Origin of the sequence: Sphingobium sp. WTD-1 (assembly GCF_030128825.1) — a bacterium.
Taxonomy (GTDB): Bacteria; Pseudomonadota; Alphaproteobacteria; order Sphingomonadales; family Sphingomonadaceae; genus Sphingobium.
The window spans coordinates 2099878-2114271 of the sequence record NZ_CP119127.1; the positions used below are offsets into that span (position 1 = coordinate 2099878).

General features: G+C 65.2%; 14 protein-coding genes. 6 read left to right on the forward strand and 8 right to left on the reverse strand.

Annotation, left to right across the window (positions count from 1 at the left end; translation table 11 throughout):
- Positions 1 to 41: 41 nt before the first annotated feature.
- The 6 genes from N6H05_RS10385 (at position 42) to N6H05_RS10410 (ending at position 6021) form a co-directional block, all read left to right on the forward strand.
- Complete coding sequence (locus N6H05_RS10385; RefSeq protein ID WP_284113774.1) at positions 42 to 242, forward strand: DUF4169 family protein; 201 nt, start codon at positions 42 to 44, stop codon at positions 240 to 242.
- Between the two features lie 161 nt (positions 243 to 403).
- The gene (locus N6H05_RS10390; RefSeq protein WP_284113775.1) at positions 404 to 1405 is read left to right on the forward strand and encodes a hypothetical protein; all 1002 of its coding nucleotides are present in this window, start codon (positions 404 to 406) and stop codon (positions 1403 to 1405) included.
- 292 nt (positions 1406 to 1697) lie between these two features.
- On the forward strand, positions 1698 to 2918 hold the full coding sequence (locus N6H05_RS10395; RefSeq protein WP_284113776.1) for an argininosuccinate synthase: 1221 nt from the start codon (positions 1698 to 1700) through the stop codon (positions 2916 to 2918).
- A 226-nt stretch (positions 2919 to 3144) separates the two neighbouring features.
- Entirely contained in the window at positions 3145 to 3792 is a 648-nt protein-coding gene (locus N6H05_RS10400; protein ID WP_284113777.1) for an EF-hand domain-containing protein, read from the forward strand.
- Between the two features lie 139 nt (positions 3793 to 3931).
- Positions 3932 to 4651, forward strand: a complete 720-nt coding sequence (locus N6H05_RS10405; RefSeq protein ID WP_010338343.1) for a response regulator — start codon at positions 3932 to 3934, stop codon at positions 4649 to 4651.
- On the forward strand, positions 4648 to 6021 hold the full coding sequence (locus N6H05_RS10410) for a sensor histidine kinase (protein WP_284113778.1): 1374 nt from the start codon (positions 4648 to 4650) through the stop codon (positions 6019 to 6021). The genes N6H05_RS10405 and N6H05_RS10410 overlap by 4 nt, the downstream gene beginning before the upstream one ends.
- Positions 6022 to 6128: 107 nt before the next feature.
- On the opposite strand, the gene proP is transcribed toward N6H05_RS10410, so the two are convergent.
- From proP to N6H05_RS10450, 8 genes are all read right to left on the reverse strand, one after another.
- Positions 6129 to 7646, reverse strand: coding sequence for a glycine betaine/L-proline transporter ProP (gene proP, locus N6H05_RS10415; protein ID WP_284113779.1), 1518 nt, complete (start codon positions 7644 to 7646; stop codon positions 6129 to 6131).
- Between the two features lie 377 nt (positions 7647 to 8023).
- Positions 8024 to 9079, reverse strand: a complete 1056-nt coding sequence (locus tag N6H05_RS10420) for a flagellar motor protein MotB (protein WP_284113780.1) — start codon at positions 9077 to 9079, stop codon at positions 8024 to 8026.
- 3 nt (positions 9080 to 9082) lie between these two features.
- A complete protein-coding gene (motA, locus tag N6H05_RS10425; RefSeq protein ID WP_010338868.1) occupies positions 9083 to 9946 on the reverse strand; it encodes a flagellar motor stator protein MotA in 864 nt (287 codons plus the stop codon).
- Between the two features lie 123 nt (positions 9947 to 10069).
- A complete protein-coding gene (locus N6H05_RS10430; RefSeq protein ID WP_284113781.1) occupies positions 10070 to 10915 on the reverse strand; it encodes a flagellin in 846 nt (281 codons plus the stop codon).
- Between the two features lie 17 nt (positions 10916 to 10932).
- Complete coding sequence (gene flgK / locus N6H05_RS10435; protein ID WP_284113782.1) at positions 10933 to 12273, reverse strand: flagellar hook-associated protein FlgK; 1341 nt, start codon at positions 12271 to 12273, stop codon at positions 10933 to 10935.
- Positions 12270 to 12596: a rod-binding protein gene (locus tag N6H05_RS10440; protein WP_284113783.1), complete on the reverse strand. Its 327-nt coding sequence runs from the start codon at positions 12594 to 12596 to the stop codon at positions 12270 to 12272. Before N6H05_RS10440 ends, flgK begins: the two co-directional genes overlap by 4 nt.
- A complete protein-coding gene (locus N6H05_RS10445; protein ID WP_284113784.1) occupies positions 12596 to 13711 on the reverse strand; it encodes a flagellar basal body P-ring protein FlgI in 1116 nt (371 codons plus the stop codon). Before N6H05_RS10445 ends, N6H05_RS10440 begins: the two co-directional genes overlap by 1 nt.
- Positions 13711 to 14391: a flagellar basal body L-ring protein FlgH gene (locus N6H05_RS10450; RefSeq protein WP_284113785.1), complete on the reverse strand. Its 681-nt coding sequence runs from the start codon at positions 14389 to 14391 to the stop codon at positions 13711 to 13713. The genes N6H05_RS10445 and N6H05_RS10450 overlap by 1 nt, the downstream gene beginning before the upstream one ends.
- Positions 14392 to 14394: the final 3 nt, after the last annotated feature.

Consider the following 14394-nt stretch of genomic DNA (forward strand, 5'->3'; position numbering starts at 1 on the left):
GATCTTTGTGGCACTATTCCCCATAGGACCAAGGATGGAAGATGAGCAACGTCATTAATTTTCGTCTGGCGCGCAAGGCCAGGGATCGGGCCGACAAGGCGCAGGCGGCAGACAGCAATCGCGCCAAGTTCGGCCGGACCAAGGTACAGAAACTTGCCGATCAGAAAGAAGAACGTCGAAAGGGGGCTCTGCTGGACGGCGCGCGTCTTGAGCGCGAGGAAGAGTCTGGTGACGATATTTGATGCCGTGAAGTCATGATATAAATCTGTTTTTCATGTTCGGAATGAACATCCGTTCATATTGAAGCGGGATTTTTCAATTCATCGATATTGGAAAACAGATCGTCCCGCATTTGACGATATGTTTGAGGCTAATGGAGATGGTCGGCGGTTGATCTATCGCTATGACCAAGAATATTCGATCCATCCGTCCCGCCTCGGCCGCGATCGCCGCTGTCCTGGCATTGTCCGCAACGCCCCTGTTCGCGCAGGAGGTGATGACGCCCCCGCCGGCCGCGCCCATGGCGGCGCCGACCGCGCCGGTCGACATCGCTCCTGCGGTACCGGCGGCAGAGCCCGCACCCGCCGCGCCTGTCACAGCGCCTGCAACCCCGGCGGCGGCGGTCTTCGCGCCCAGCCAGCCGGTCGTGCAACAGACGCCGCCGACCCCGGAGCCGCAGCCTGAAGCGCCCGCCGCGCAGGAAAGCCGCGCTGCCCCGGCCACCCCGGCACTGCGCCGTGCGGAAGTCCGCCGGGCTGAACCTGCTTCCGAACCCGCCCCGGCGCCTGCTCCGACCTCGGTCGCGGCTGAACGTACCGAAGCGCCGGCACCCGTAGCCCCGGTCGCAACGCCGGCTCCGGAACCGGCCGCCGTCACCCCGGTTGCCGAACCGGCCCCGGCTGCCGCGCCGGCCGAACAGCCTTCGGCCCTGATCGATCCTGCGCTGCTGCTGGCGCTGGGCGGCGGTTCGCTGCTGCTGGTCGGCCTTGGCGCCACAGCCATCGTCCGTCGCCGCCGCCAGCGTGTCGAGATGCAGCGTGAAGCGATTACGCCGATCGAAACCGGCCCGGCCCCGGCACCGATGCCCCTCGCACCGGCTGCCGCGTCTGTAGCTCCGATCGCTGTACGCACCCCGCTGGCCGCCGCCGCGCCGGGCAATGATGTCGAAGCGATGGTCGCCGCTGCCCCCAGCCGCGACAATCCCTTCCTGACCCAGCGCAACCGCCGTCGCCGCGCCCATTTCCTGCTCGCCCAGCGACAGGCGCTCCGCACGGCCGATCCGGTCGCCCGCGCCGCGCCGGTCGCAACCCCGGCCAGCGCCGCGGCGACCGATCGCAGCCAGACCGTCTATCGCTTCGGCAGCGACCGCGCCCGTCCGGGCCTGTTCAAGCCGCGCACCAGCTGATCGACGCCCTGAGCTGACAATGAAGGGGACGGTGGCCCGCCATCGTCCCCTTTGTCTTGCCTGTCCTACAGTCCGCTTTGCCTGATAGAAGCAGGGGATAGGGGAGGGCAGCGCGCTTTCCGATAGGATCAGCATTCAGCAAGATTATGTCAAAATCTGCGGGAAATATGGGAAGTTAAGGCCCGTAGCTTCCAACAGGCACCCCCGCGCTGTTGCGCTTGCCCGTCCCGCCTGTTACCGGCGCGCGGTTTATATCCCACGCCATCATTGGCCTGCAGAAGAGTCGCCCACCATGTCCGAAAAGATCAATCGTATCGTCCTCGCCTTTTCGGGCGGCCTCGACACCAGCGTGATCCTGAAATGGCTGCAGCAGACCTATCAGTGCGAAGTCGTCACCTTCACCGCCGATCTCGGCCAGGGCGAGGAACTGGAACCCGCCCGTGCCAAGGCCCGCCTGATGGGCGTCAAGGAAGAGCATATCTTCATCGACGACCTGCGCGAGGAATTCGTGAAGGATTATGTCTTCCCGATGATGCGCGGCAATGCGCTCTATGAAGGCCTCTACCTGCTCGGCACCTCGATCGCCCGTCCGCTGATCGCCAAGCGCCAGATCGAGATCGCCAAGCAGCTGGGCGCCGACGCCGTCAGCCATGGCGCGACCGGCAAGGGCAATGACCAGGTCCGCTTTGAGCTCGGCTATTACGCCCTGCAGCCCGACATCAAGGTGATCGCCCCCTGGCGCGAGTGGGATCTGACCAGCCGCACCAAGCTGATCGAATTCGCCGAACAGCACCAGATCCCGATCCCGCGCGACAAGCGTGGCGAAAGCCCCTTCTCGACCGACGCGAACATGCTGCACACCTCTTCGGAGGGTAAGGTGCTGGAGGATCCGTGGGAGGAAACCCCGGACTTCGTCTATTCGCGCACCGTCAACCCGGAAGACGCGCCCGACGCGCCCGAATATATCACGGTCGATTTCGAACGTGGTGACGGCGTCGCGATCAACGGCATCGCCATGTCGCCCGCGACCCTGCTCGAAACCCTCAACGAATATGGCCGCAAGCATGGCATCGGCCGTCTCGACCTGGTCGAGAACCGCTTCGTGGGCATGAAGTCGCGCGGCATGTATGAAACGCCGGGCGGCACCATCTATCATCTGGCCCATCGCGGCATCGAGCAGATCACGCTCGACCGTGGTGCTGCCCATCTGAAGGATGAGCTGGCCCCCAAATATGCCGAACTGATCTATAACGGCTTCTGGTTCTCGCCCGAGCGCGAGATGCTCCAGGCGGCGATCGACCACAGCCAGGAAAAGGTGACCGGCACGGTCCGCCTGAAGCTCTACAAGGGCGGCGTCTATGTCGTCGGCCGCAAGTCGCCCTACACGCTCTACAGCGAGAAGGTCGTCACCTTCGAGGACGACGCCGGCGCCTATGACCAGCGCGACGCGGCGGGCTTCATCAAACTGAATGCGCTCCGCCTGCGCCTACTGGGTCGCCGCGACGGTCTTTGATTTAGCGCGGCACCGGCCCGCGCCCCCACCCGACCTCCCATCCAGGATATACTGTGGGAGGCCGGGTGGGGGTGCGGGCCGGTGCGGTTCTCAAACAAAGACGCCCGATACAAATTGCGACAAACTATTGGGTGACATGACAAAGTTGCGGGACAAGTCTTGCCGATAAGCGACGTCAAGGATGGTCGACACGCCATCCACGACTGAACTTGGAAGGAAAGACCCAATGCTCCGCAAATTCTTCGCCACCGTCGCGGTCGGCTCGCTGTTCGTCGGCGGGCTGGCGGCCACCCATGTCGCCTTCGCGCAGGATGGTGGTCCGGGGCCGCGCGGCATGCGCGGTGGTCCCATGATGATGGCCGACGCCAACAAGGACGGCACCATCACCAAGGCGGAACTGACCGCCTCGCTCGAAGCCCGCTTTGCCCAGCTCGACGCCAACAAGGATGGCAAGCTGACCAAGGAGGATCGCGACATCCGCCGCCAGCAGCGTCTGGACGAACGCTTCGCCGCGCTCGACACCGACAAGAATGGCCAGATCAGCAAGGCCGAGTATCAGGCCGGTCATCAGCCGCGCGCCGATCGCGGCCCGGAAACCGGCAAGCCCGGCGGCCCGGACGGCAAGCGCTGGGGCGGGCGTGGCCATGGCGGTCCCGGCCGCGGCATGATGCACCGCGGTCCCGGCTTTGGTGACGCCGGCAAGGACGGCACCGTGACGAAGGCAGAGTTCATGGCCGGCCCGCTCGCCATGTTCGACAAGGCTGACGCCAACAAGGATGGCAAGGTCACGGCGGAGGAAATGAAGGCCGCCCGTCAGGCGATGCGTGGTCAGTGGCAGGACCGCAAGGGTCCGCCCCCGCCGCCGGCTAACTGATCGGCTGACAGCGCCGACGATCCGGAGCGGGGCTTTTCCCCCTAGCGCCCCGCTCCAGTCGATCGTCCCAAGGGGGAAGGGCGAAGGTTCCCCTGCCTTCGCCCTTCCAACCCGTCCCCCGGCATGACAGACAGGCAAAATGAGCGAACGTCCCCATCTCCTGCTCGTCGATGACGAGCGATCGATCCGCGAGCCGCTGGCCCAATATCTCTCCCGCAACGGCTTCCGCGTGACCGCCGTCGAGAATGCGGCGGAGGCGCGGCTGCGTCTGGCCGCCAATGCCATCGATCTCGTCATCCTCGACATCATGATGCCCGGCGAGGACGGCCTGTCGCTGTGCCGCCATATCCGCGAGACCAGCGAAATTCCGGTGATCCTGCTTACCGCCCGCTCCGAAGAGACCGACCGCATCGTCGGGCTGGAAATGGGCGCCGACGATTATGTGCTCAAACCCTTTTCGCCGCGCGAACTGGTCGCCCGCATCAAGGTCATCTTCCGCCGCGTCGCCACCGGCGGTCAGCGCGTTACCGCGCCCGACGGCGCCACCTATGCCTTTGCCGGCTGGCTCTTGAAGACGCAGGAACGCACCCTGGTCGATGCCGAGGGGGTGTCGCTGCCGCTCTCGACCGCCGAATATAATCTGATGCTGGCCTTCGCCACCCGGCCCAATCAGGTGCTCAGCCGCGATCAGTTGCTCGACATCACCCAAGGGCGCGAGGCGAACGCCTTCGACCGGGCGATCGACAACCAGATCAGCCGCCTGCGCAAGAAGATCGAGCCCGATGCGAAGAACCCGACGCTGATCAAGACGGTCTGGGGCGGCGGCTACACCCTGTCGGCGGAGGTCCGCAAACTGTGAAGCAACTGCGCCTCTGGCCGCAAAGCCTGGTCGGACAGATCATCATCCTGGTCGCGATCGCGCTGTTCGTGGCGCAGGCGATCAATTTCGGCCTGCTGCTGCGCGAACGCAATCGGGTCGAACTGACCAGCCAGACCGCGCCGGTCGTCTATCGGGTCATCAACGCGCTCGATATCCGCCCCGATCGGCGGCCAAGGCGCGGTGATCGCGGGCAGGAAGAGGATCGTGACCGGCGCAATGTGGAATTTTCGACGACGCGGCCCGTCCTTGCCGGCAAGCCTCGACCGGATGTCGAGACGCGAGCGGTCGCCATGTTCGAGGATATCGGCCTCACCGTCCATTCGGTGGTTGCGACGGAAGATAGTCGCATCATGCCGCAGCGTCGCTGGGAACAGATACGCCGTCGCGCGACGGGAGAGCAGCCGGGCGATCGTCGTCTGGGCCGTCTCTCTCTGGCGGTCGAATATGAACCGGGCAAATGGGTGACCGCGATGGCCCGCATCGGCAGCCGCCCGCCGCGTTTCGGCGGCTGGCTGGTGGCCCAGACGCTCATCCTCTACGTCATCGTCCTCATTCCGCTGCTCTGGATGGGCCGCCGCTTCGCCCGCCCGCTCAAGCAGTTGACCGGCTCCGCCCGCCAGTTCGCGAAGACCGGCTCGGCCGATCCGGTCGAGGAAAGCGGGCCGGGCGACGTGCGCCAGCTCACCACCGCCTTCAACGCCATGCGCGCGCGCATCATCGCCATGCTGGACGAGAAGGACCGGATGCTGGGCGCCATCGGCCATGATCTGCGCACCCCGCTCGCATCCCTGCGGGTCCGCACCGAATCCGTCGATGACGAGGGCGAGCGCGCCCGCATGTCCGAGACGATCGAGGAAATGAACCGGATGCTCGACGACATCCTCTCGCTCGCCCGCGCCGGCCGCAGCAGCGAGACGGCGCAGAAGGTCGACCTCACTTCGCTCGCCGACGCCGTCGTGGAGGATTTCATCGAACTGGGTTCACCGGTCGACATGATCGACAGCGATCGCGCCGTTGCCTTCGTCCGCGCCCAGCAGATCCGCCGCGCGCTGCGCAACCTCATAGAAAACGCGATCGTCTATGGCGACCGCGCCCATGTCAGCGTCCAGCATCAGCATGGCATGATCCGCATCATCGTTGCCGACGAAGGGCCGGGCATTGCCGAGGACAAGATGGGCGAAATGATGGAGCCCTTCACCCGGCTCGAAGGATCGCGCAACCGCGAGACCGGCGGCGCTGGCCTGGGCCTGGCCCTCGTCCGCGCGATCATGGCCGAACATGGCGGCGCGCTCCAACTCGCCAACCGCCCCGGCGGCGGCCTCGAAGCCAGCCTCGTCCTCCCGGCCTGATGGCCATTCCCCTTCCTCCCCAAGCGCGCTTGGGGAAGGGGACCGCTCGCGTAGCGAGTGGTGGAGGGACACAGGCCCGATGGCGCAGCGTCGGAAAAGCGCTGGCCCTAGCTCGCCAGCGGCCGGATCATGCCCGGCGTTTCCACCGCGAACGGGGCTACCGGCGGCAGGTCGGGCAGCGCCTTGTCCACCGTCACCGGCTCGCCGCTTTCGACCAGCGCGATCGCCTCGGCCTCATTCGCCACCGCCGGCGGCGATCCGCGCAGCGGCATGCCCGCCGTCTCGCGCACCGTCAGCATGGTCAGCAGGCCGATCAGCGCCGCACCCATCAGATAATAGGCCGGCACCAGCGGATCGCCGGTCTTCTGCACCAGCCAGGCGGTGATCAGCGGCGTCGTGCCGCCGAACAGCGAGACCGAGATGTTGAACGCGATCGACAGCGCGCTGTAGCGCACCGGCGTATAGAAGAGCGCGGGCAGGGTGGAGGGCATGGAACTGGTGAAGCAGACCAGCGCAATCCCCAGCAGCATCAGCCCCAGGAAGATCAGCGCGTCATTGCCCGTGCCGATCAGCAGCATGCACGGCACCGACAACAGCATCAGCGCGACGCAGGCGCCGATGATCATCGGTCGCCGGCCCAGCCGGTCGCTGAACAGCCCGCCCATGACATTGAGCGGCATCATCACCAGCATCACGATGATGATCAGCAACAGCCCCTTAGTCTCGGCATAACCCATGGTTACGCTGAGATAATTGGGCATGTAGGTCAGCAGCATATAGTCGGTGACGTTGAACACCAGCACCAGCCCGACGCACTTCAGCAGCTGCCGCCAATGGACACGGAACAGGGGGCCAAGCCCCGGCCGCTCGCTTTCGCGCGCGTCGATCTGTTCGCTATAGGCCTGGAATGCTGGCGTCTCCTCCAGCTTCAGCCGCATATAGAGGCCGAGCAGGCCCAGCGGCCCGGCGACCAGGAAGGGAATGCGCCAGCCCCATTCGAGCATCTGCGTCTCGCTCAGCGACATTTGCAGGGCGGTGACGGTGCCGGCGCCGGCGATATAGCCGCCCAGCGTCCCGAACTCCAGCCAGCTGCCCATCAGGCCGCGCTTCCGGTCGGTCGAATATTCCGCGATGAAGGTCGCCGCGCCGCCATATTCGCCGCCGGTCGAAAAGCCCTGCACCAGCCGCGCGGCCAGCAGCATCAGCGGCGCGCCGATGCCGATCTGCGCATAGGAGGGGATGAGACCGATGGAAAAGGTGCCGACCGCCATCAGGATCATGGTCATCGCCAATATCTTGTGCCGGCCATAGCGATCGCCTAGCGGCCCGAATACCAGTCCACCCAGCGGCCGGACCAGGAAGGCGACGGTGAAGGTGGCGAAGGTCGCGATCAACTGCAGCGCCGGATCGCTCGACGGGAAAAAGACATGGCCCAGCGTAACGGCGATATAGCCGTAGACGCCGAAATCGAACCATTCCATCGCATTGCCCAACGCTGCGGCGCCAACCGCGCGGTTCAGCAGGGACCGGTCGACGACGGTGACATCATCGACTTCCAGGTCGCGGTGGCGCTTGAACCAGCCGAAATGGATGTGGCGCGCGGCATGCGCGGCAGATGTGGACACATTATTCTCCCGGCCCGTCCAGGCGGGCACGCGGGCGCGCCTCACAGCCATCGGACAGGCAATGTCGGCCAATAATCAGGGCCTTGGAACGTTGCGACGCCGCATGGGGCATCAAGCGAGGAGGAGTCCATATAGGCAATCGCCCGCAAAAAGGTGCAACAAAGGGGCAGGCCGTGCCCGCACGGGGGTGAGCCGACCCCGGCCTGTCCTATTGGCGCATCATGACTTATGCTGCGTCGCGATGGGATTTCGGCCGGACATGACGATGCAGGGGTTGGAAACAAGATTTCCAACCCCTGCATCAAAATTGCCGAATGTGCGGGAAATATGGGAAGTTAAGGCGGCGATTTCCTATTTTGCCGCCCCGACTGTCCGCCTCAATGCTTGCCCGGCTTGGACGATGTCCCGGCCGCCGTCGGGTTGATCAGCGCCGCGCCGCTGGGCAGGCCGGTGCCACCCATGTCCAGCTTCTGCGCCTGTTCCCGCGCGATCCGCTGCGGATCGTCCCGCTCCTTGATCGCCGCCTGGGTTTCGGGATCCTGCGCCTCATCCTCGTCGGCCGAGGCATTGCCGCCACGGGTCCAGCCCAGGATGACCGACATGCGCCGGTTGCGCGGATCATAGGCGTCGGTCTTCACGAACGGCTCGCGATCGGCGACGCCTTCGATCCGGGCGAAGCGGGCATTGGGAATGCCGGTTTCGGCGAGCGCCTTGCGGGTCGATTCCGCACGGGCCGACGACAGCATCCAGTTGTTCATGCTCCGGCCCGACGCATAGGGCAGGCCATCGGTATGGCCGCGCACGATCAGCGGGTTGGGCATGGTCGCCAGTGCGTCCGCGACCTCGGCGATCAGCGCCTTGGCTTCGGGCAGCAACTGGTCGGTGCCCGACCGGAACATCGCGAAATCCGCCTCGTCGATCAGGTCGATGCGCAGCCCTTCGCGGGTTTCGGTGAAGCGGACATTCTTGCGCAGCCGGGCCAGGCCCTTCTTGGACATGCGGTCCTCAAGCTGCTTCTTGATATGCTCGAACTTCTGCCGGTCGGCCGCGCGCAAAGCCTTGCCGCCCTGGTCCTTGGTGCCGGTGGCGTCGCGCGGGATGGTGATGGCCAGATTGCCCTGACCGCCGGTGGTCGGGTAATTTTCCTTCGCCATCAGGCTGTCGCCGCCGAACATGCCGGTGGACCCCGCCGAATTCATCTTCAGTTCGACCAGCGTCGGCGTGAAATAGTCGGCCAGCGCCTTGCGCTGCTTTTCGGTGGTCGCACCCAGCAGCCACATCAGCAGGAAGAAGGCCATCATCGCCGTCACGAAGTCGGCATAGGCCACCTTCCAGGCGCCGCCATGATGGCCGCCATGCCCTTCGACGATGATCTTCTTGACGATGATCGGCCGGGGTTCGGGCTCGTTCGCGCCGCGCTTCTTCTCCGCCATGGCTTATTTGTTCCGCATGCCGTCGAACACTTCGGCAAAGCCGGGCTGGTTCGCATGGATCAGGCTGGAACGGGCGGCCTCGATCACCAGCGGCTGCGGATGGCCGTGCAGCGAGGCGATGATGATCTGCTTGACGACATGATAGATGGCGCCGTCCTGCTCGATCACCGCGCGGCAGCGATTGGCGAAGGGATTGACCATGCCATAGGCGAGCAGCACGCCCAGGAAGGTGCCGACCAGCGCGGAGCCGATCATCGCACCCAGCACCGAAGGCGGCTGGTCGATCGACCCCATGGTCTTCACCACGCCCAGCACCGCGGCGACGATGCCCAGTGCGGGCAGGGCGTCGGCCAGGCCCTGGAGATTGTCGGCGGGCTTGAGCGCTTCATGATGATGGGTCTTGAGGCTGTTATCCATCACTTCCTCGACCGCATGCGGATCGAGCGTGCCGGACGACACCACGACCAGGCGCAGCGTGTCGCTGATCAGGTGGATCAGCGTCTTGTCCTTCATCAGCTTGGGATATTCGCCGAAGATGGGCGAGGTGCCCGGATCCTCGATATGCGGCTCCAGCGCCACCGGGCCTTCGACGCGCAGCGTCTTCATCAGCTTGCTGACCAGGAAGATGCAGTCCAGAAAGTCCTGCTTCTTGTACTGCGGTCCCTTGAACACCTTGCCCAGGCCGCCGCCCAGCGCCTTCAGGTCGGAACCCGAATTGCCGATGATCAGCGCGCCGACGGCGGCGCCGCCGATGATGATCATTTCGTGGGGCAGGGCGTGCAGCACCGGTCCGATGTCGCCCCCGGTGAAGATGAACCCACCGAAGACCATGCCCAAAAGCACGACAAGGCCGATGATTGCAAACATGGTGTTCCCCGAAAATGCGCCTGGAGGCGGTGGCTCCGTCGGCGCCCCGTGGCGCCAGTCCCTTTCTGGTTAATACGGACTGGTTACCGTCCCCTTTAGGACGGCGACGCTTTTTCGCCGCCTTTAACTGATCAGGTCGAACAGGGTCTGCTGGTTGATCCGCGCAAAGGCGGACTGGGCCGCCTCCAGCTGCAGCAGCTGCGCCTTCACGTTCGAAATGACCGTGGTCAGATCGGCCGATTCCAGCGTGTCGCGCCGTTCCGACAGGTTGATGTCGACATCGGTCAGACGCGTGCCGATCACCTCCAGCCGGTCGGCGCGCACGCCCTGCTTGGCGCGCTCCACCACGACCCGATTCTGGCCGATCTGGATCGCATCCAGCGAACTGGCGAGGTCGGTGTCATTGCCGCCCTCGACCGCGTCGATCGCCTTGCCCAAGATATCGTCCAGCGACATCGATGTGCCGTTGACGTCGATATTCTCGGAAATTTCCTGCTTGGTGCCGACCACTGCCAGGTTGAGGCCGCGGCTCACCGGCACCAGCACGCTCTGGCCGTCGTCGAACACCGACACGCCCTGATAATCCTTCTGGTTCAGCAATTCGCCGACCGTGGTGCGGATCGTCTTCAATTCCTCGGCGATGGCGGCGGCGCTGGTGTCGTTCAGCGCGCCGTTGCGCGCCGACGTCACCAGTTCCTGCGCCCGCGTCATCAGATTGTTGATTTCTTCCAGATTGGCTTCGGCATTGCCGGCGCGGGTCGTGCCATAGCTGACATTGGTCTGCCAGGCTGACTGCTGCGCCTGGGCGCGGCCGATGTCGGACACCTGGACCCAGGCGAGCGCGTCGTCCGACGGCTTGTTCAGGGTGATGCCGGTCGAAATCGAGGTCTGCCCGTCGACGATGCTCTGCGACAATTGCTGTTGCCGGCGGATCTCGGCGAGCATGATCTTGTTGGTGATGCCTACCATGTCTCAGCGTCCTTCCGTCACATGATCTGCAGGATGGAGTCGACCGTGTCCTTGGCGACTTGCAGGATCTTGGCGCAGCCCGAATAGGCCTGCTGGATCCGCAGCAGGTCCGCCGCCTCCATGTCGAGATCGACCCCGCTCACCGCTTCGCGTGCGGCGACCGCCTGGTCGCTGCGGCTCTGGGCCGTGGTCTTTTCCGCCGTGCTGGCAGTCAGCAGATTGGCGTTGCTGGTGATCAGCGCCGTCCAGCCCTGTTCGACGCTGCCGCTGCCGCGCAGGGTCGATGACACCGTCAGCAGATTGCCGTTCAGCGTGCCGTCGGCCGACTTGGTCGCGAGAGCTTCCGGCTCCACGTCCAGCGCCACCAGCGTCGCGGCGCTGCCACCATAGGACAGCAGCGGAACGCCGCTGGCACCGGTATCGGTATAGCCCTGCGCATGCCACTCATTGACGTCGGTGGCGAACTGTTCGGCCAGCGTGTCGAGGCTGGCACGGCGTTCGGCGGTGGTGTCGGCCGATGCGAACAGACCGCCCAGCGTGCCGTTCGACGGGGCGGCGAGTGCCGTGCCGTCGGACAGGGCCAGCGACAGGCGCCCATCGGTGGCGGACGCCGTCACCGCGACCGACGCGGCGGTGTCGCCCGATACCAAAGTGGTGCCGTTATAGCTGACCTCTGCGCTGTCATGCGCGCCGAAGCTGATCGTCACATTCAGGTTGGAAGACAGGGTCTGCAGCGCCGAATCGCGGCTGTCGAGCAACTGGGCATAGGCCGACGTGCCCGGCTGTGCGCGCAGCAGGCTGTTGTTGATCGCGGCCAGCGACGACAATTGCTGGTTGATCGTCTGGGCCGATGCCTGCGCCTCGGTATTGATGCCGGTCGATATGGTTTCCAGATCGGCGGCGGTCTGGCGGAAGGATTCCGCGACGCGGCCGATGCTGTCCAGCGTGGTGACGCGCAGCGACGTGTCGCTCGGGCTGGCCGCCAGCTTGTCCAGATTTTGATACATTGTCGTCATCAACTGACCGACGCCGGTGGCGGTGTCATTGAGCGCGGTTTCGATGTCGGTCTGCCAGCGCACGCGCGCGTTCGCGCTGCCCAGCGCCATGGCGGTGATGCGCACCGACGCATCCAGATAGGGGTCGGTGCCGCGATTGATGCTGGCGACCTGGGTGCCGCCGAAATTCGCCTTGGCGACATAGGTCGCCATGGTCGCGGTCGACGATCCCGATTCCACCGTCGTCACCGACCGGCGGGCATAGCCGTCGGTGCTGGCATTGGCGATATTCTCGGAAATGGCCGCCATCGCCGTGCGATAGGCCTTGGTGCCCGACGCACCGATGATGAACAGGTCGCTCATGCGCCCTCAGCCGTCGTGGCGGTGCCGGTCGCGGCCGTGCTGTCGTCCTTCACGCGGGCACCGAACTGGTGCATCAGCAGTTCGGCGATGCCCATCGCGCCCTTTGTCGACATGGCGTCGGCGGTGCGGGCATCGGCCATGTCCTGGAATTGCTGGGTCGCGCTCGAATCGGTGATGCCCTCGGCCAGGCTGGCCGATCGCATCGCGCCGATCATCTGGCGCAGGAACACGGCTTCGAACTGCTGTGCCGCCTTCTGCAGCGCAGCCTTGGTTTCGAAGGGGTTGGACGTGCCGCTCGCCGCGGTTGCGTTCGATACCTGCATCACAACACCACCAGTTCCGCTTTCATCGCGCCCGCCTGTTTCAGCGCCTCAAGGATCGCGACCATGTCCGCCGGGGAGGCCCCGATGGCGTTGACCGCCTTGACTATATCGGCCAGCGACGCCCCACCTTTAAAATTAACCATCGGTTTTTTCTGTTCGTCGATGCTGATGTTCGAGGATTGCTCGACGGCGGTCTGCCCCTGGCTGAAGGGCGCAGGCTGAACCACGCGCGGGCTTTCATTGACGCTGACGGTCAATTTGCCATGGGCGACGGCGGCCGGATGGATCTTCACCGCGCCGTTGATGACGACGGTGCCGGTGCGGGCGTTGACGATCACGCGGGCAGGGGCATCGGCGGGCGTGACCTCGATATTCTCGATCATGCCCATCATCAGGATGCGTTCCTCGGCACCCGGCGTCGCGTCGATCGCGACCGATACGGCATCCATCGCGCGGGCGCGGCGATCACCGAAGGTCTTGTTGATGCCGTCGGCCACGCGCAGCGCGGTGGTGAGGTCGGCTTCGGACAGGTTGAAGGTCAGGGTCGGCGCGGTGTCGAAGCCGGTGGCAACCGCACGCTCGACCGTCGCACCTTCGGGTATACGGCCGGCCGACGGGATGTTCACCGACACCTGGCTGCCATCGGCACCGGACACGCCCAGGCCGCCAACGGCCAGATTGCCCTGCGCCATCGCATATATTTCGTTATCGGCGCCGCGCAGCGGCGTCATGATCAGCGTGCCGCCACGCAGCGACTTGGCCTTGCCCATCGCCGACACGGTGACGTCCAGCCGCTGGCCGGGCTTGGAAAAGGCGGGCAGGTCGGCCGTCACCAGCACGGCCGCGGCGTTCTTGAGCGCCGGGTTGACGCCGGCGGGCAGGGTCAGGCCAAAGCGCGAGACCACGCCCTTCATGCCCTGCACCGTATATTCGATGCTGTCGTCGCCCGTGCCAGCCAGGCCCACGACGATGCCATAGCCGGTCAGCTGGTTGGGACGGACGCCCTGGAAGGTGCCCAGATCCTTGACGCGTTCGGCATGGGCCGGCGCGGCGATCAGCGCCAGCAGCGGCAGGAGGAAGCGGAACAGGCGTGTCATGGCGGTCCGGGTCTCCATCAGAAGGGGCTGATCATGGTGAAGAAGCGCTGCAGCCAGCCCTGGCGGCTGGCGCGGGCGATCTCGCCCTTGCCGGTATAGATGATCTTGGCGTCGGCCACGCGGGTCGACAGGATGCGGTTGTCCGGGCCGATGTCGGCCTGGCGGACCAGGCCGCTGATCTGGATGAACTCGTCGCCGCGATTGAGCGTCAGTGCCTTCTCGCCCTTCACCAGCATGGTGCCGTTGGGATAAGCGGCCGCGACCGTCACGGTGATCTCGCCGTTGAGCGCGTTCGACTGGGTCGCCGCACCCTTGCCGGTGAACGTGTTGTTGCCACCCATAGCGATGTCGCTGGACGAGAACAGCTTGGACAGCGGGCCGGTGGTTGGCGGGTTGAGGCCGATAGAGCCGCTGCGGTTGGTGTCCGCGCTGTTGCTCTTGGTCGCCTGGGTCCGTTCGACCAGCACGATGGTGATGATGTCGCCGACATTGCCGGCGCGCGCGCCGCTGGTCAGCGGCGTGTAGCCGGTCGACACCTGGAAGATCGAGCCATTGGCCTGCGGGGCTTGGGGCTGGGCGATGACGGTCGGCGCATAATATTCGCGCTCGACCTCGCGCTTCTTCTTTGCAGCGAAGGCGGGCGACGCGGCCATGGAGACCATGGCGAGGACGACGAGCGAAGTGGAGAGCGCGCGCATCAG